Source organism: Sorangium sp. So ce693 (assembly GCF_051521375.1).
GTDB classification, from domain to species: Bacteria; Myxococcota_A; Polyangia; order Polyangiales; family Polyangiaceae; genus Sorangium; species Sorangium atrum.
Genome location: NZ_CP150347.1, coordinates 1,934,639 through 1,951,251, shown reverse-complemented (window position 1 = coordinate 1,951,251; position 16,613 = coordinate 1,934,639). Strand labels below are relative to the sequence as shown.

Annotated in this window: 15 protein-coding genes, 1 tRNA gene and 1 pseudogene; 12 read left to right on the top strand and 5 right to left on the bottom strand. The window is 71.4% G+C overall.

What is annotated here, in order from left to right; translation table 11 throughout:
- Nucleotides 1-9 precede the first annotated feature (9 nt).
- Entirely contained in the window at nt 10-1,089 is a 1,080-nt protein-coding gene (locus WMF14_RS07400) for a glycosyltransferase family 4 protein (RefSeq protein WP_437799560.1), read from the bottom strand.
- A gap of 271 nt (nt 1,090-1,360) precedes the next feature.
- On the opposite strand from WMF14_RS07400, the gene WMF14_RS07395 reads away from it, so the two are divergent.
- From WMF14_RS07395 to WMF14_RS07385, 3 genes are all read left to right on the top strand, one after another.
- A complete protein-coding gene (locus tag WMF14_RS07395; protein WP_437799558.1) occupies nt 1,361-2,257 on the top strand; it encodes a hypothetical protein in 897 nt (298 codons plus the stop codon).
- Nucleotides 2,258-2,326: 69 nt separating this feature from the next.
- Nucleotides 2,327-3,409 (top strand): nucleotidyltransferase domain-containing protein, encoded by a 1,083-nt coding sequence (locus WMF14_RS07390; RefSeq protein WP_437799556.1) that lies wholly within the window; start codon nt 2,327-2,329, stop codon nt 3,407-3,409.
- 8 nt (nt 3,410-3,417) lie between these two features.
- Nucleotides 3,418-4,125, top strand: coding sequence for a hypothetical protein (locus WMF14_RS07385; protein ID WP_437799554.1), 708 nt, complete (start codon nt 3,418-3,420; stop codon nt 4,123-4,125).
- Between the two features lie 87 nt (nt 4,126-4,212).
- Here the strand turns inward: WMF14_RS07385 and WMF14_RS07380 are convergent, their stop codons facing one another.
- From WMF14_RS07380 to WMF14_RS07370, 3 genes are all read right to left on the bottom strand, one after another.
- Entirely contained in the window at nt 4,213-5,478 is a 1,266-nt protein-coding gene (locus WMF14_RS07380; protein ID WP_437799553.1) for a glycoside hydrolase family 113, read from the bottom strand.
- A gap of 52 nt (nt 5,479-5,530) precedes the next feature.
- Entirely contained in the window at nt 5,531-7,537 is a 2,007-nt protein-coding gene (locus WMF14_RS07375; protein ID WP_437799551.1) for a protein kinase domain-containing protein, read from the bottom strand.
- 282 nt (nt 7,538-7,819) lie between these two features.
- Entirely contained in the window at nt 7,820-8,167 is a 348-nt protein-coding gene (locus tag WMF14_RS07370; RefSeq protein ID WP_272100953.1) for a transcriptional regulator, read from the bottom strand.
- A gap of 204 nt (nt 8,168-8,371) precedes the next feature.
- Between WMF14_RS07370 and fusA the strand changes: the two genes are divergently transcribed.
- Complete coding sequence (gene fusA / locus WMF14_RS07365; protein ID WP_272100952.1) at nt 8,372-10,483, top strand: elongation factor G; 2,112 nt, start codon at nt 8,372-8,374, stop codon at nt 10,481-10,483.
- A gap of 186 nt (nt 10,484-10,669) precedes the next feature.
- Here the strand turns inward: fusA and WMF14_RS07360 are convergent, their stop codons facing one another.
- Complete coding sequence (locus WMF14_RS07360) at nt 10,670-12,310, bottom strand: L,D-transpeptidase (RefSeq protein WP_437799548.1); 1,641 nt, start codon at nt 12,308-12,310, stop codon at nt 10,670-10,672.
- A gap of 224 nt (nt 12,311-12,534) precedes the next feature.
- Between WMF14_RS07360 and WMF14_RS07355 the strand changes: the two genes are divergently transcribed.
- The 8 genes and pseudogenes from WMF14_RS07355 to WMF14_RS07320 all read left to right on the top strand — a co-directional run.
- Nucleotides 12,535-12,608 (top strand) — tRNA-Arg (locus WMF14_RS07355).
- 70 nt (nt 12,609-12,678) lie between these two features.
- Nucleotides 12,679-12,990 carry a hypothetical protein gene (locus tag WMF14_RS07350; protein ID WP_437799547.1) on the top strand — a complete coding sequence of 104 codons (312 nt, stop codon included), beginning with the start codon at nt 12,679-12,681 and terminating at the stop codon, nt 12,988-12,990.
- A gap of 575 nt (nt 12,991-13,565) precedes the next feature.
- Entirely contained in the window at nt 13,566-13,787 is a 222-nt protein-coding gene (locus WMF14_RS07345) for a hypothetical protein (protein WP_437799545.1), read from the top strand.
- A gap of 96 nt (nt 13,788-13,883) precedes the next feature.
- Nucleotides 13,884-14,363 (top strand): helix-turn-helix domain-containing protein, encoded by a 480-nt coding sequence (locus WMF14_RS07340; protein ID WP_437799543.1) that lies wholly within the window; start codon nt 13,884-13,886, stop codon nt 14,361-14,363.
- Nucleotides 14,360-14,725 carry a hypothetical protein gene (locus WMF14_RS07335; RefSeq protein WP_437799542.1) on the top strand — a complete coding sequence of 122 codons (366 nt, stop codon included), beginning with the start codon at nt 14,360-14,362 and terminating at the stop codon, nt 14,723-14,725. The genes WMF14_RS07340 and WMF14_RS07335 overlap by 4 nt, the downstream gene beginning before the upstream one ends.
- Entirely contained in the window at nt 14,725-15,165 is a 441-nt protein-coding gene (locus tag WMF14_RS07330) for a hypothetical protein (protein ID WP_437799540.1), read from the top strand. Before WMF14_RS07335 ends, WMF14_RS07330 begins: the two co-directional genes overlap by 1 nt.
- Nucleotides 15,162-15,773, top strand: a complete 612-nt coding sequence (locus WMF14_RS07325; protein WP_437799538.1) for a hypothetical protein — start codon at nt 15,162-15,164, stop codon at nt 15,771-15,773. The genes WMF14_RS07330 and WMF14_RS07325 overlap by 4 nt, the downstream gene beginning before the upstream one ends.
- Nucleotides 15,770-16,576: pseudogene (locus tag WMF14_RS07320) on the top strand (RAD55 family ATPase); the annotation flags it as partial. The gene WMF14_RS07325 and the pseudogene WMF14_RS07320, both read left to right, overlap by 4 nt.
- Nucleotides 16,577-16,613: the final 37 nt, after the last annotated feature.

The following is a 16,613-nucleotide window of genomic DNA, read 5'->3' as shown; positions in this document are numbered from 1 at the left end:
GCTCGCCTGTCACGTGAGGCGGAAATAGAGTTGCTCGTATTTGCGCGTCATCTTCTCGAACGAGAAGTCGTCGCGCACCCGGACGTGCCCCGCCTCGCCGAGCCGCCGCCCCAGCGCGGGATCGCTCGCGAGCCGCTCGATCGCGTCCGCGAGGGCGTCGTGCCCGTCCACGGGGACGATCAGGCCGTGCTCCTCGTGCCGCACCACCTCCGGGACCCCGCCGACCGGCGTCACCACGACAGGGAGGCCGCGCGCCATGGCCTCGAGGACGGCGAGCGGCAGCCCCTCGTCGCGCGAGGGCAGCGTGAAGAAATCGGCGGCGACGAGCAGATCGGGCACGTCCTTGCGGAAGCCGAGGAAGCGCGCCTCGGCGCCGTGGACCCCGAGCTCCCTCGCGAGCCCGTGGATGCGATCGCGCTCGTCGCCGTCGCCGACGACGAGCACCGTGACCGCGACGCCCCGCTCCCGGAGCCGCGCGAGCGCCCGGAGCAGCACGTCGTGCGCCTTCACCGGATGGAACGCGGCGGGCATGATGCCGACGAACACGTCCGGGCCAAGGCCGAGCTCGGCGCGCACCTCGTCGCGCGTCCGCCTGGCCGGGGTGATGTCGATCCCGTTGTGAATGACAGAGATGTTGCTGGCCACGCCGACCGCGCCGCTCTTGTTTGCCGTGTCCTGCGAACAGCCGACGACAGCGTCCGTTTCACGCCACTCGAAGCGCGACGGAACGCGGATGATCCCGCGGGTCTGGGCGTGATCGGTGAAGACGAGCCGCGCGCGCGTAAGGAGCTTGCCGATCGTGGCGTAGTGGAGCGCAGTGGGGTTGTGCGCGTGGACGACGTGCGGCCGGGAGCGCCCGAAGGAGAGGGCCGCGTGCGCGAGCCGCTTGGGGAGACGCCCGCCCAGCACCGTGGTCGGCAGCGTCCGCTGCCGCGCCAGCTCCGCCAGCGGACCGCCGCGCAGCGCGAGGATGGAGGCGTCGTGGCCGTGGCGCCGCTGCGCCTCGGCGAGGCGCAGCACGAAATGCTCCATGCCTCCGCCGTTCAGGCTGCTCACGACATGGACGATCCGCAGCGTCGAATTCCCCATGAAGGCTTGCTACCCGAATCGGGTCCCCTGTTGAAGCGCAAACCGCACCCACCATCACCCCACGCGCTGCCAAACGCCCACCCGGCACGCCGGCGGTCTTGGCGTCTGGCGCGCGTCCACGTTCGTCGACGCTCGTCCACGTTCGTCCACGCTCGCCGACGCACGCCAGCGTTCATCGACGCGCGCCCAAGGTCGCTGGATCAGCGTACCACCTCGCCTCGCCGTCACCTCACCTTTTGATTTGCCGAGCGGAAGCGGCTACTAGACGGGCATGAACCCTGAGCTTCGGCGCGCCCTTGACGAAGGCATGCGCCGCGTGCCCGGCATGGACGCCGCGACGAGGCTGCTCGCCGTGCGGCTCGAGACGGTCAGAGCGCTCCTTGCGCGCCGGCTCGCCGAGAACCCGCTCCCCGTGCCCGACGCCGTGACCCCGAGCGAGATCCCATCGGTCGCCGAGCTCGGCCCGGGGGACAGGGTGCTCGCGGAGCTCGATCAGGACGGCTTCGCCTTCGCGGTCCACCCGGCCGACATGGCCTTCTTCAACCGGCGCAGCGAGAAGATGCCGCGCCTGCGCTACCGGCTGCACGTCGTGCTGCGCAACGGCTACGTCTGCGTCCGCAAGCGCTTCATCGGCCAGCCGCAGAACGCGCCGCTCCAGGCCCACCTCTTCGCCCTGCTGGGTCTCTTCTTCTACAACGAAGCAGCCTCGCTCTTCCGCCTTCGCGACCTCCCCAACGTCCCGAGGATTCGCGATCTCAGCCTCGCCACGCGCACCCTTTACCTCGACTACGTGCGCGGACGGACGCTGCAACATCAGGTCGCCGAGCGCGGGGAGAAGGTGCTCGACATCGACCTCGCGCCGCTCGGCCAGCTGTTCGATCCAGACCGCGATCGGCGAGAGATCGAGGCGTTCGCGAGCCGCGGCGGAGAGGCCTACCGCGGCCGGATCGAGGAGATCGTCCGGGCGATGAACGCGCGCGGCGTCGCGCCGCTCGACGTCAAGCTCGGGAACGTGCTCGTCGGCGAGAAGACGGGCGCCCTGTACTGGGTCGATTTCGAGCGGGCCGCGCTCGAGGGCACCCCCCGCTACCGCGACCGCCTCGAGGAGCACCATGACCTCGTGAACCGGTGGTTCGGGCTCGCGCTCCCCGGCGACGGCGGGGCGTGAGGCGCGCGACGCGGCGCGCTGCGGCGCGCTGCGCTCAATGAACGGCTCCGGCGATCGAGGGTGCGATCGATGACGAAAGATCAAGGCGCGGCGCCGCGGAGCGCCATCGAGCGGATCGGCGAGAAGACGGGGCGATCGTGGCCGAGCATCGAGGCGGCCGCGCGGCTCTCGGCGGAGACCCGGGCGCGGCTCGCGGCGCTGCTCCGCGAGCAGATCCCGTGCGACACGAGCGTGGTCGTCTTCGGCTCGCTGGCGCGGGGCGAGTACACCACCGGCAGCGATCTCGACTGGACGCTGCTCATCGACGGTCAGGCCGACGAGGGGCATTTCAGTCAGGCCCAGGCCATCACGAGGATCCTGAAGGAAGCGAAGTTCCATGAGCCGGGCCCGACGGGCGTGTTCGGCAACGTGGCCTTCAGCCACCCGATCCTCCACCAGATCGGCGGGCAGGAGGACACGAACAAGAACACGACCCAGCGCATCCTGCTGCTCCTCGAGTCGCTCGCGATCGGCCAGCCGGACGCCCACGAGCGGGTGCTCAGGCTCGTGCTCTCACGGTACGTGGAAGACGACCGCGGGCTGCGCTACGGCAGCAAGCGCGAGATCCTCCCGATGTTCCTCCTGAACGACATCGTCCGGTACTGGCGCACGGTCGCCGTCGATTTCGTCTACAAGCAGCGGGAGCGCAGCTCGGGCTGGGCGCTCCGCAACGCGAAGCTCAGGATGTCGCGGAAGCTCATCTTCGTGAGCGGGCTGCTCACCTGCTTCGGCTTCGAGCTGTTCTGCAAGGATCGGACGACGTTGACCGACGACGGCGAGCGGCTCTCGACGCCGGCGCTCGTGCGCTTCCTGCGAGAGCGCATCCGGGTGACGCCCCTGGAGAGCCTGGCCGAGGTGCTGCTCCGGCCCTCGATCTCCGCGGAGACGGCGCGCACGCTGTTCGACAGCTACGACGCTTTCCTCGCGCTCCTCTCGAACGAAGAGGAGCGCGGCCGGCTGAAGCAGCTGCCGCTGGACGATCAGCTGGGCAGCGACCCGACCTTCAAGCGGGTGCGGGACATCGGGCGTGAGTTCCAGGGCGGGCTCGACCGGCTCTTCTTCAAGGAAGACGAGGAGCTCCGCAAGCTCCTCCAGACCTATGGGGTGTTCTGATGCGACCCGTGGGCTACTCGACAGGGGCGCTCGCCCTCAGCGACGTCGAGCGGGCGCTCTCGATGCTCGAAGGGAGCTCGGCGACCGCCGTGGAGCTCTCCGCGCTGCGGATCTCGGAGCTCAAGCCGCTGCTCCGGCTCCTCGGCTCGCTCGACCTGTCGCGGTACGACTACGTCTCGTTCCACGCTCCGAGCCGCTTCGACGCGGCGGAGGAGCGCGCCGTCGCCGACGCCATGGCGGAGGTGGCCGCGCTGGGATGGCTCATCGTCCTCCACCCCGACACCGTCCATGATCTCGGCGCCTTCCGGCAGCTCGGCGGCTTCCTCGCGCTCGAGAACATGGATAAGCGAAAGCGGACGGGCCGCACCGTGGAGGAGCTCGGGCCCTTCTTCGACGCGCTGCCGGACGCGTCGTTCTGCTTCGATATCGGCCATGCGCACCAGGTCGATCGCACGATGACCGAGGCCCATTTCCTCGTACGGGAGCACAGGACACGCCTGAAGCAGCTCCACGTGAGCGAGGTGAACGCGGGGAGCCGCCACGACGCCCTGAGCCAGGGCGCGGCGCACGCGTTCCAGCGGATCGCCGCCCACGTCCCTGACGACGCGGCGCTGATCCTGGAGACCCCGGCGTCGCCCGCGGAGCTCGAGCGGCAGATGGCCATCGCGCAGGCGGCGCTGTCGAGCCTGAAGGGCCTGGAAAGCGCGCACGCCTGAGGCTGCGCGCGGCGCAGCTTCGACGGGAGCCGAAGCGCCCGGGTCCGGCCGCCTCCCGGGCGGGCCCGGGAGCTCCGGATTGCCCGGCTACGGGAACAGGCTCCCGGGCTCGTCGGGATCGAGCTCCCATCCGAAGAGCCCCGGGGTGCGCGCGCGGTGCCTGCCGAGCGCGTCGCCCGGCAGCCGGGGGCCGTCCGCGGCCCAGCGGGCGGCGAAGGCGTCGCGCAGCACGAGCTCCGCGAGCTTGCCCCTCGGCGAGAAGCCCCACTCGGCCTCTTGCGAGACGTCGTCCGGATCGGCGTAGAGCCGCCAGACGAAGAACCCGGCGCACGTGCGCGCGTCGAGGAACGGCGCGATCACCGCGGCGTAGGCCTCGGCCTGCGAGCGCTGATCGACCACCACGTCCTTCATGCGATCGGGCCACTCCCACGGGCGCACGGCGGGATCGCGCCGCGTGGTGTAGCCGATCTCCGTCAGCAGGATCGGCTTGCCCCACGCGCGCGCCACGGCGTCCACCCCGGCCGCCACCTTGCGCCCCCCGCGCAGGAGCTCCTCGAACGACGCGCCCTCCCGCTCCGCCAGCGGGTAGAACGCGTTGATGCCGATGAGGTCGAGCGCGTCGAAGATCAGCGTGTTCTCGACGTCGTCCCAGTTCGCCGAATAGGTGAGCAGCCCCGGGTACACGCGGCGCACCGCCTCGATGATCGGCAGGAAGCTCGCCGCCCGCGGCGTCGTCACCCAGCTCCGCAGCTCGACGCCCACGCTGAGCATCTCCGCGCCTCCCTCGCGCGCGACCGCGGCCCACGTGAGCAGGAACCGGCGGTACGACTCGGCCCAGCGCGCCCAGCCGGCGTCGTCCCCGGGATCGATCAGGGCCCGCCACTCGCCGCTCTCGACCCAGAGGTGCGGGACGAGCAGCACCTTGAGCCCGCGCGCGTGCGCCTGCGCGATCGCCGCGAGCACGTCGCGCCGGTTCTCCTCGAACGGCGCCTCGAAGACGAGATCGACGCCCGTGCCCTTGCCGTCCCCCACGCGGCCGAACGGCGTCAGGCTGACCCAGGTCGCGCCCATGGCCACCGCCTCATCCATCGCCCGCCCGCTCGCCGCGGTGCCGTAGCCGCGGCCCGGGTGCCGCAGGTTCTCGATCGGCCCGATCGTCACGCCGCGCACGCCGCCCCAGCCCGACAAGGCCCACCCCTCCGCGCCGTACGGCAGGTGCTCCGGCGCGACCCGCGGCGCCTGCTGCGCGACCCGCGGCGCGGCGCTCGCAGGGCGCACAGGCGCACCGACCGCCGCCGACACGGCGAGCGCGGCGCACGCCGCGCGGGCGAGCGCGCAACCTCCTCGACTCATCCCTGGCACGGGCCGCCTTATACCAGGCAGGCAGACCGCCGGGCCGCGGACGTCACCCGCCGTCGCCCGCCTGGGGTCGCTGCGCGCCGTCGCCCTCCGCGGGCTGCTGCGGCTCGCGCGCGCCCTCGGCGGGCTGCGCCGGCTCACGCGCGCCCTCCTCGGGCCGCGGCGGCTCGCGCCGGGACGCGTCGCGCTCTTGCCGCGCGCGGGTGGTCGCATCGCGCCACGCCCGCTCGCGCTCGAGCTTCTCACGCCGCCGGCGCCGCTCGCGCTCGACCTCGTCGTAGATGACCTCGGGGCGCCGCGCGTCGAGCCGGGCCCCCCGCGCTTGCGCCACCCGCGGCGCCTCGCTGTCGGGGCCCGCGGCGCTCGCGGGAACCAGCTCGGCCTCGGGGGGCTCGGCCGCCGGGAGCTCGGGCGCCGCAGGGACGGCCGCGCTCGGCCGCCCTGCCACCACCGACGAGCGCGCCTCCTGGACCGCGCGCTTCGCCAGCCCCTTCGCCGCGGGAAGCGCGCTCCCGCCTCCGTCGAGCGTGCGCATCTGCACGAGCCACACGCCGCCGATGCCCGCGAGCATCCCGAACAGCGCGAACGCGATCGCGAGCCGCCGGGGCCACGGCGACGGCCCCCGGCGCACCACCGTGAGCCGCTCCGCATCGGTCTCGGCCTGCGCGCGCGCCGTGAGCCCCGGCGTGACGCGAGGCGCCGCGCCATCGCTGACGCGGTGCACGACCTTGCGGCCGAGCGGAACCGGCGTGTCCTCGGCAGTCGGCCGCTGCACTGGCCCGCTCGCCTGGGGATCGGAGCGGCGCTCCGTCGGTTTCACCGTCAGGACCGGCGGGGGTGGAGTGCGGCTCGCCCGGAGCTGATCGCCGCCGTCCCACGCCGCTCCCGCGTGCGACACCAGCGTGACGTCGGACAGACGGGGGCCTCCGGGAGCTTCCCACTTGGCCGTCGTCTCGAGGTCGCTCATGAGATCGTCGGGCGACATCCTCGGCAGGTCCGCCAGCGTGTCGGCCTCCCACTCGTCCTCCACCGGCGCCGGGGCAGGCGTCGCCATGCGGACGGTCTCATCCGCCCGGAGCGCCTCCCACACGCGCTCGGCCGCGTCCTCCGCGCCCTCGCCCCCGAAGCGCGCGAGCGCGAACGCGAGCTTCGCGACGTCCGAGGGGCGCGCCTCGGGGTCCTTCGCGAGGCAGCGCAGCAGGAGCGCCCGCAGCTCCGGGGGCTCGACGCCCGCCGGAAAGGGCGCGGGCGGCTCGGTCAGGACCTTGGTGCAGATCTCGAGCTCGGTCGGCGCATCGAACGGGCTCGCCCCGCAGAGCAGCGCGTAGGCGACCGCGCCGATCGACCAGATGTCGGCGCGCTCGTCGATGCCGCCCGCCGAGCGCATCTGCTCCGGCGCCATGAAGAGCAGCGACGTCCGCATGGCGCCCGAGGCGGCGTTCGGCCCCTCGCTCTCGACGCCGCAGGCGACGGCCGACACCCCGAAGTCGAGGACCTTCACGCTCGGGGCGCCGTCGCCGAAGCTGAGAAAGAGGTTCTCGGGCTTGATGTCCCGGTGGAGGATCCCGAGGCCGTGCGCCTCGGCGACCGCCTCGCAGATCTGCAGGAGGTACTTCACCGCCTCCCTGACCCGGATCGGCCCGCGGCGCCGCAGGTAGCTCGTGACGTCGGAGCCCTCCAGGTACTCGCTGACCACGAACGGCGCGCCACCATCGACCCCGACGTCGAGGATCCGCGCGACGTACCTGCCCTTGAGCGCGCGCGCGGCGCGGGCGCCGCGGAGCAGCCGATCGACGGCGTGCCTGTTCTCGACGAGCCTCGGATCGACGCGCTTGAGCGCGACGCGCTGGCCCGACAGGCGATCGGTGGCGAGCTGGACGACGCCCACGCCGCCGGCGCCGATCCGGGTCTCCACCGCGTACCTGCCGGCGACGATCTCCTGCCACCTCGGGCCGCCCTCGGCCGCCCGAGGCGCACGTTCAGCGTCGGTCCACGCGTCGGTCCGCTCCCGCGCAGCCGCGCGATCCTCTCCTCTGGGCTTCAGCGACGTCAACGCACTGCCTCGGTGTGTGTCCGCGAGCTCCGCGGACAGAGTAAAAGCCTGTCCCCTGAATAGCAGACTCAGAGTGCTGCTATCGCGTCCATGACGTGTCGTCTAGTGACACCCGCGCACGAAAATGTCCGTTCTTCACGCATTTTGGAGCAGCTGGCTGGCCGGCCAGCTGGCCGGCCGGCCGGCCTGCAGCCATCTCCATGAGCGGCATCAGCGGCTACTGTCATGCGCCATCGAGCCATCGACACCGCTCCCATGCGTTTCATGTGCCACCCACGCAGCTCACGGCGGGAGCCCCAATGCGAGCGCGACCAGATAATCGACGCCGCTCAGGATCAGGACGAGCGCTACGGCGGACGCCGCGCCGAGCCCGAGCGCCTTCAGCGCGCGGAAGCGCGCTGTTCCGCGTGTTCCACGCGCCCCCGGCCGCCCGTGCTGGACGCCGCGCGTGACCCAGCACCACCCGAGCATGGACAGCGGGCCGAACGCATAGAGGGCCGCGCCCCAGGTCGCTCCGTTCCAGCAAGCTTCCCGCTGCTCGGGCGTAAGCCGCCGTCGGTCCCAGCGCTGCAGCACGAACGGCAGCGCGATACCGAGGACCATCTGGAGTGCGAGGCGGAGAGTGCTCATTTCGTGCGCCGAGCTCCCGGGCGAGCGCTCCACTCAGGCAGCGCCGGACAAGCGCAGATCACCGGAGCACGCCGCAGCGCGTCGCGGCAGAGCTCGGGTGAGCGACGCGCTGCCCGGCTTCGCTGACCTCCTGCCTCGAGGAAAGCGCCGCAAAAATCGCGTGCCGGCCTTCTCGATCTCGACGGGGATTGGTACGAACGAGGGATGACAACGACTGAGGCAGGGGACATCAGGAACGTTGCAATCATCGGGCACAAGGGGGCTGGGAAGACATCGCTTGCCGAGGCCATGCTGTACGTCGCCAAGGCGACGGCCAAGCTCGGCAAGGTGGACGACAAGTCGAGTGTCCTCGACGAGACCGCCGAGGAAAAAGAGCACGTTTGCTCGTTCGAGGCGAGCGTCGCGCACCTCTCCTGGGCGGGGAAGAAGGTCAACCTCGTCGACACGCCGGGCGAGGGGAGCTTCCTCGCCGAGACGCGGCTCGCCCTCGCGGCGGTCGACGCGGCCATCCTCGTCGTGAGCGGCAAGGACGGCGTGCAGCCGATCACCGAGCGCGTCTTCGGCTGGGTGAGGGACGCAAAGCTGCCGTGCATGATCGTCGTGACGAAGGTCGACGCCGAGAACGCCCGCCCCGACGAGGTGCTCGCCGAGGTCCGCGCGCGCCTCAAGGCGCCGCTCGCGGTGATGGAGGAGCGCGTCGGCGAGGGGCTCCAGCACCGGGGGGTCGTCGCGATCCGGACGAAGAAGGCCTGGCTCGACAAGCCCGAGGCGCCCGCCGCGGCCGCGGGCTCTCCCGTGCCGGCCGACGCCGCGGGCGCCGTCGAGAAGGCCCGGGGGAAGCTCGTCGACGACGTCGCCGGCAGCGACGACGAGCTCACCGAGCGGTACCTGACCGAGGGAGATCTCACGCAGGAGGAGCTCGACCAGGGGCTCCGCGCCGCGGTCCGCCGGGGGACGCTGATCCCGGTCTATTTCGCCTCCGGGGTCCGCCCGAGCGGCGTCGCCGCGCTGCTCGACGGCATCGTCGAGCTCGTGCCGCCGCCGACCGAGCACCCGGCCTGGAGCGGCGTCGTCCCGAGCGGCAAGCCCGGCGCCGCGCCGCAGGCCGCGGAGCGGCCGTCGTCGGCGGAGGCCCCGGCGGCGGCGTTCGTCTTCAAGACCTCGATCGATCCGCACGCCGGCCGCACCTCGTTCGTGCGCGTGCTCTCCGGCGTGCTCCGGCCCGACGCCACGATGCTCAACGCGAGCACGGGCGGCTCGGAGCGGCTCGGCAAGATCCACAGCGTGGTCGGCAAGGACCACAAGCAGGTGGACGAGGCGCGCGCCGGGGACATCGTGGCGCTGCACAAGCTGAAGGCCACGCTGAGCGGGCACACGCTCTCGGACGAGAAGCACGCGTTCCTGCTCTCCGCTCCGGAGCTGCCGCCGGCCCTCTTCTCGCGCGGCGTGCGGTTCGACGCCAAGGGCGGCGAGGACAAGGTCGGCAACGCGCTCTACCGGCTGACCGAGGAGGACCCGGGGCTCAGCGTGCACCAGGACGCGTCGACCCGCGAGCTCGTCGTCTCGGGCCTCGGCGCCCTGCACCTGGAGATCACGGTGGAGCGCATCCGCCGGCGCGTCGGGGTCGACTGTCGGCTCGGCCCGCCGCACATCGCCTACAAGGAGACGATCTCGAAGAAGGCCACGAACATCGAGGGCAAGCACAAGAAGCAGACCGGCGGACATGGCCAGTTCGGCGTCTGCTACATCGACATGGAGCCTTTGCCGCGTGGCGGCGGCTTCGTCTTCGAGGACGCGGTCGTGGGCGGCGTCGTGCCGCGGCAGTTCATCCCCTCGGTCGAGAAGGGCATCGTCAAGTCGATGTCGAAGGGCGTCCTGGCCGGCTACCCGATGATCGACGTCAAGGTGCGGCTCTTCGACGGCAAGTACCACGACGTCGACTCCTCGGACGCGGCGTTCCAGATGGCGGGCAGCAAGGCCTTCAAGGCGGCCGCCGCGCAGTGCGCGCCGGTGCTGCTCGAGCCCATCGTGCGCCTCTCGGTGACGGTGCCGAGCGTCGCGATGGGCGACATCATCGGCGACATCAACAGCCGCCGCGGGAGGATCATCGGCACGGATTCGGTCGAGAGCCAGACGATCGTGAACGCGTTCGTCCCGCTCGCCGAGGTGCTCGAGTACGAGTCGAAGCTGAAGAGCATGACCCAGGGCAAAGGCACGTTCACGATGAACGTCGAGCACCTGGAGGTCTGCCCGCCGATGGTGCAGGACAAGGTGATCAAGGAGAGCGGCTTCAAGGCCGAGGCCGACGAGGACTGACCCCCGCCTCCTCCTCCGCGCAGGCATGAACGAAGCTTCGCCCTGCGTTCTCCTACATCCGAACGTTTACGTAGTCGTAGTCGTGGTCGTGGTCGTGGTCGTCAACGATAGGCCGTGGACGACCACGACCACGACCACGACCACGACCACGTAAACGTTCACGTTCACGTTGGCGGGTGAGCCAGCCTACGGATGGATGTGGACGATGGTTCCTTCCCCCGTGGCCTTCCCCGCGCTGACCCCGTGCCACCCATCGGGCACGGGGGGATCGGTCCAGAGGAACACCCGGCGCGCGTCGATCGGCGACAGGTTGATGCACCCGTGGCTGCGCGGCTTGCCGTAGTCGTCGTGCCACGGCGCCGCGTGGATCGCGTAGCCGGCCTCGAAGTACTGCACCCACGGCACGTCACGGAGCTCGAACTTGTTGTCGACCTCGTGCGCGTCCATGGTCGTCGTGACGTGTTTGTCGCGGATCCGGAACGTCCCCCGCACGGTCGAGAAGGTCTTCTTGGGGTCGCCGAGCCCGTCGCGGCCCGTCGCCGCCGCGGTGGCGTACACGGGCTTCTTGCCCTCGTAGAGGATGAGCGTCTGGCTCAGGATCGAGATGTCGATCCACTTCACCGTCCCCTGCGCGAACGACGGCAGCTCCGAGGGCTTGACCGCGATGGCGACGTCGGAGTCGCGCACCCACGTCCCGTCCTTCGCCTCGACGAGGCGGGCGCCGCCGACCTTCTTCGAGCGCCCCGTGAGCTGCACGGCGGTGTGCCAGGGCAGCTCGCCCGCCTTCTCCATCTCGCCGCCGGAGATGTCGTAGCGCTTCGCGTCCTGCCGGTGCACGAACGCGAGCGGCAGCTCCCACCCCTTGGTCATGTCGACGCCGTGGAACGTGGAGCCGCGGGCGGGCTTGAGCTTCGAGGTGGGCACGAGCCGCGCGTCGGTGGTCATGGCGAAGCGCCGCCCGCCGTCGCCCATGAAGGTGTCGATGAGGGCGAGCCCTGCCTTGCGCGCGATCCGGTTGGTGATGATCGCGTAGCCCGGCACCTTGAACGACGAGATGTTCGGGAGCTGCCGCCCGCCCTTGAAGAACCACGGGATCTCGTCGCCGCCGTTGCCGCCGTTGCCGCCGAAGAGCTCGCTGTCGCCGAGCTCGGGCGGCTCTGCGGGCGGGTCGGCGGCCGCGTTGCCCGCCGCGTCGAGCGGCACGTCGTTGGCGCCGACCTTGATCTCGTCCCACTTCTTCTTGAGCTTCTTGTAGCTGCGGAGGTGCCGCTCCAGGCTCATCTCGTACTGGAGCTGCTCCTTCGTCGACGGCATCCGGTAGTAGTTCGGCGCGATGGCCCGGACGAAGGCGTACGGGTACGGCATCGGCTTGGACAGGTCGGGCCGCCGCGTGAGCGCCCGGAGGATCGGGTGCTGCATGTCGATCGTGGCGTCGCCGTCCGCGCACATGTACCCGGCGGGCAGCACGCGGTAGTAGCCGCCCTGGCAGTCGTCGAACGCGGCGGGCTTCTCCCCGCGGGGCGCCGTCCCGCCCGCGCGGAGGTAGCCGAGCTTGGCCGAGCGCCGGTCCGCCTTCTCGTAGATGGGCGCGACCATCTGCACGGCGCCGATGCGGGGCCCGTCCGGGCGCGGCAGGGTGGCGGGGTCGTTCTCGGCGGCCTTCTGGGCCGCGCCCGCGGAGAGGCTGATGATGCCCTCGGGCGTGGCGTTTTCCCCGCCGCTGCAGGCCGGCAGGACCGGCAGGGCGAGGGCGGCGACCGCCAGGGCGAGCGGGAGGGGTCCGCGCGCCGGGGCCGGGCTCGCAGAGCTTCGCTGTCGGGCATCCATGCCCCGGGAATGCCGGACAGACGGGCCAGTGGCCAAATTTTGGCGGATGGCGCGAGGCTCTCGCCGCCGGCCGGGCGGGCGGCGGCGCCGCCCGGCTGGCGCGGGCCCTCGGTGAGCGGTGGGCGACGACGGCGGGAAGCAACGCGCGCGAAGGTGCAGGAATGGGGTTGCGCGAGAGCCAGGTCTTGGGTAGGTTCGGGGCCCCTCGCGAAACCCGCGAGAGTGCGCCACTAGCTCAGCTGGATAGAGCGTCGGCCTCCGGAGCCGAAGGCCAGTGGTTCGAATCCACTGTGGCGCGCTGATTTCGTGGGGCAGGCCCCAAACGGCGCCGGCGCTGAACACGCTGGAACACGGGAGACTCCCAGCGATTGGCCTCGGCGGGATCCGGCCCGGAGGACGCGGCGTCCGAGCGGGTCGCCGTCAACGCCAGCGGCCCCCTGCCCTCGCCGGAACCGACCGCGGCGCCGGCGGACGCTACGAGGACGAGCTCGCCGCGATCGGTCCTGCTGGCGCAGCTGACCGAGATGGTGCGGATGGCGCACGACGCCGGCGATCACGAGGCCGTGCGCGTGGTGAACGAGGCGCTTGGCAGGCTCTTGGCGGCGCCCGAGCAGCCTTCCGGGGACACGGCCGATGTCGTTCGCCTTTCGGCAGGGCGCGCGCGGAAAGGGCAACGATGAGCGCCCGGGGTGACGCGCAGCTTGGCGCGCTCCACGCGGCGATCGCTCATGCGCTCGGAGTGGCGCAGCCGGACGAGGCGAGCGGTGCGCGGGTCGTCCCGCTCCGCGGGCGGGCGAAGCAAGGAGCGCAATGAACGCTGAACGTCAAGAGAAAAGAGCGTTGCAATCTCTCGTTGTCTCTGGCGGTCAGCGAGGATGGAGAGCGGCCGCACGCCGTGAATACGCGCCGTGTGCGTCGAGTGTCGACAGGCGCTCGATCACTGTGGCCGACGTTCTATGTGCGTGATGGCTTGTTTGCTCGCGTTATCTTGCGAGTCGCTGCACCCGACTGTGGCCAATCGAGGCTAGTGGGACATCGCCGCGCGATGTCTCTGGCGCTCTCTCGTTGTCAAACGGACCAGGGTGCTTATCCCGGGGCCGCACCCGCGGTTCGCGCGGGGCCGTCAAGCATCACGAGCACATCGCGCCAACAAAGCGTTCACAGGTGTCCTGTGAATACTTTCTTCGGTGAAGGGCCACTGTTGCAGGTGACAGCGCAAGGCGTGACGTCATAATCGATTCGTCGAGGAGGCAGCATGTCTACGAAGAGTGTAGTTGCGGGGGACGCGCGGAGCTCCCGGAAGTCGCACGAGAGAGAGCCCGTGCAGGTGGACACAGCGACGCTCCGCCAGCTTGCCGTGAAGGCCGAGGCGGACCCGCGCACGGTCGCCAAGATGCTCCGGAACGAGAGCGTGCGGGGGGTGGCTGGTCAGCGGGTGCGCAGGACCCTCATCGAGGCCGGGCTGATCAAGGAGTGACCAGCGGCGCCGCCGGGCAGGTCTCGGCGGAGCCGCTCAACGTGGGAGTGGGCGGGTGCCGTGTGTGAGCCGGCGCTGCGTCGATAGGGGACGTGTATGGAGAGGACGAACGCATCAGCCGGCCCGAGCAAGCCCGGCGACATGAAGGCGAAGGCGCCGCCCGGTGGCAAGGGCGGCAAGGACATCACGGCGCGCGTGCTGGCCACGCTCGCGAGCCCCGACGGGCCGGCCGCGGTTCTGCTCCCGATGCTGGTGCAGGTCGTTCAGGTGGTCGTCCAAGAGGTGCAGCAGGCCGGGCAAGCCGAGGACGATCTGCTCGACGCGGACGGCGCGGGCGCGCTCCTCAGGGTCTCCCGGGAGACCGCGATCCGGATGGCCAGGAAGGGCGAGATCGCCGCGATCAAGCTCGGCTCGCGCCGCGGCTGGCGCTACCAGCGGTCGGATGTCCTGGCCTACCTCGAGGCGAAGCGCCGCCGGCCCGCGCCGGTCCCAGCGAACGACGCGGAGGGCCCCTCGACAGACGCCGCGGGCGTCTTGGCGGAGATGGGCATGCCCGCCCTGCGTGGGAGACGATGAGCCGCGGGCGAGCAGCACAGCGGGGCGCAGCGGAGGGCGTCGAGGGCCAGATCGGGCGCGTCATCGCCGCCCTGCGGGCCTTCCTCACGGAGCTCGGGCCGCCCCCCGAAGACGTGCGCTCGATCCTCGTGGTTGGGCGCGCCGGACCGAGGGGACCTGAGTTCACGTTCGCCTCGATTCCTGCTCTCGTGGCGCACCTGCGGCGCGCGGGCGAGGAGGAGACCGCGCAGGCCATCGCCGCGCCGGTTCCGGCCGGCGGCGTTCGTGTACTCGCGGTCGCGCCCGACGGCACCTTCTCGACCGCGGTCGCGCGGTGGCCGGAGCTTCCGCGGCCGATCAGCGCGTGTGGAGGGATGGCCTGATGTCCCGCTCTTCACGCGCGCGGGTCGAGCGCCGGCGGGCGCATCGGGCGGCCGGCGGCCGTGCTGGTGCCTGCTACCTCGTGACAGGTCCCTTGTCGCCGGTGCCTTCGTGGGCCCGGTTCGGCGAGCCGTTGGGGCCCGAGCACGAAGTTACGCACGCCGCCATTCTGGAGGCGCTCACCCTTCGCTGCCCTGCTCCCGGCGAGCTCATCGTAGGCGTGGAGCAGGAAGGCGAGATCCTCATCGGGTACGAGGAGATCGAGCCCTTCGCCGAAGCCCTCGCCGCGTCCGGACACCACGACGTCGCCGCCGCCATCCGTCGGCCGGTGCAGAGCGGCATGGTGCGCACCCTCGCCGTCTCCCGCTGCGAGAGCTTCCAGACCGCCGCCGTGTTCTGGCCCGACCGGGCCGTCAACGCCTGCACGCGGGGCTCGGCATGACCGGCGCTGCGACCTGTCGGCCGCAGGAACAGCGGGGCGCACCGATGCCGGCGCCTCCGCGCCCGGGGACAGCGTGCATGTTGTGCGCCATTCTCGCCTTCGAGAAGGCCGAACAGCGCGATCACTTCCGGGGCCTTCTGGCCGAACAGCGGGACCTCGGGAACGAACTCATGGCGGGGCTCGGCGTCTACCTCGCAGCGAGGCACGCGGACCGCGGCCGCCGACAACGCGCGGCTGAACCTCTCTATGACTACAACGCCGAGTGCGACGTACTCGGCGCGATGCTGCGCGGGCCCTGCGCGATGCCGCCGGAGCTCTTCGCGGCTCCGATGCACTTCGAACTCGCAACGGCCATCTCCACGGGGCAGCTCACGCCAGAGCTCATGCTGCCCGAGATGCGCGGCTATCGGCGCGGCCTGATGCGGCGCCGGTGCACGCCAGAACGACTCGCGCAGGCGTTCGACGAGCTCGTCACGATGACACGCCGCCGGCGAGCCCTCGAGGCGACGGTAAACGCGCTCCGCGCGCTTCACCGACCCGATGGCATGGCCACCGCCCGCGCGGAGCTGCGGCGCGCGCTCGGTCTTCTGTGGAGGCCGGCCGAATGACCCTGGAAGCCGCGCCCGCGGAGGCCGAGATGAACGCGCCGATCATCGCTCCGACAGCACCAGCGAACGACGCGAGCGTCGCGGAAGACATCAGGCTGTCCGCCTACCTCAACGGGTGCGCCGAGTACGACGCGCCCCCGGTGGACGTGGTCGTCGAGCACGACGACCTAGAGCGCCAAGCGATCCAGGACGAGCCCCAAGCCGCGCCGGTGCGCCCTGCAGCTCGGCGCGAGGGGCGCACGGCGAAGCCTTCCGGGCCGCGCGAGCCGCAGCAGGCCCCCAAGGTCGCGCCGCCCAACCTGGCGGAGCTCTGCGGCACGTTCCCGGGCGTGTTCAAGCGCATCCCGACGGGGATAGAGCCGCTCGACAACGCGACGGGGGGCGGGTTCCAGACGTCGCGCTTCATCGTCATCGGCGGGGCGCCCGGCGCGAACAAGACGTCTCTCTTGACGTCGCTCGGCTACAACTGGGCCTCGCGCGGCGTCGAGGTGAACGGCCAGCGGCAAGAGGTTCTCGTGGTCATCTTCGCTACGGACGAGCCGCGGCACGGCATCCTGAGCCGGATCGGCCAGATGTACGGGCTCTCTCGGGCCGACCTCGACAGCGAGGACACGGGCGTGTCCGGGCCGGCGTGGGCCTACCTGCGAGATCGTCTCTCGGAGACGGGTGACAACCTGGCGATCTTCGACTCTCGCTTCGAGAGCGTCTCTGTCGAGGATGTCATCGAGTGGGCGGCCGCGAACGCGAACGGCCGGCGGGTCGCTGTCATCGTCGATTCGTTGCACTCCGCGCCGTTCAGCCTCGACGACCCCGCACAGGACTCGCGCATGAAGACAGGAC

Bases quoted from the DNA above. Each gene is read 5' to 3' on its own strand.
- WMF14_RS07400 (WP_437799560.1), bottom strand. From the start codon at position 1,089: ATGGGGAATTCGACGCTGCGGATCGTCCATGTCGTGAGCAGCCTGAAC.
- WMF14_RS07395 (WP_437799558.1), top strand. From the start codon at position 1,361: ATGAACCCTGAGCTTCGGCGCGCCCTTGACGAAGGCATGCGCCGCGTG.
- WMF14_RS07390 (WP_437799556.1), top strand. From the start codon at position 2,327: ATGACGAAAGATCAAGGCGCGGCGCCGCGGAGCGCCATCGAGCGGATC.
- WMF14_RS07380 (WP_437799553.1), bottom strand. From the start codon at position 5,478: ATGAGTCGAGGAGGTTGCGCGCTCGCCCGCGCGGCGTGCGCCGCGCTC.
- WMF14_RS07370 (WP_272100953.1), bottom strand. From the start codon at position 8,167: ATGAGCACTCTCCGCCTCGCACTCCAGATGGTCCTCGGTATCGCGCTG.
- fusA (WP_272100952.1), top strand. From the start codon at position 8,372: ATGACAACGACTGAGGCAGGGGACATCAGGAACGTTGCAATCATCGGG.
- WMF14_RS07360 (WP_437799548.1), bottom strand. From the start codon at position 12,310: ATGGATGCCCGACAGCGAAGCTCTGCGAGCCCGGCCCCGGCGCGCGGA.
- WMF14_RS07345 (WP_437799545.1), top strand. From the start codon at position 13,566: ATGTCTACGAAGAGTGTAGTTGCGGGGGACGCGCGGAGCTCCCGGAAG.
- WMF14_RS07340 (WP_437799543.1), top strand. From the start codon at position 13,884: ATGGAGAGGACGAACGCATCAGCCGGCCCGAGCAAGCCCGGCGACATG.
- WMF14_RS07335 (WP_437799542.1), top strand. From the start codon at position 14,360: ATGAGCCGCGGGCGAGCAGCACAGCGGGGCGCAGCGGAGGGCGTCGAG.
- WMF14_RS07330 (WP_437799540.1), top strand. From the start codon at position 14,725: ATGTCCCGCTCTTCACGCGCGCGGGTCGAGCGCCGGCGGGCGCATCGG.
- WMF14_RS07325 (WP_437799538.1), top strand. From the start codon at position 15,162: ATGACCGGCGCTGCGACCTGTCGGCCGCAGGAACAGCGGGGCGCACCG.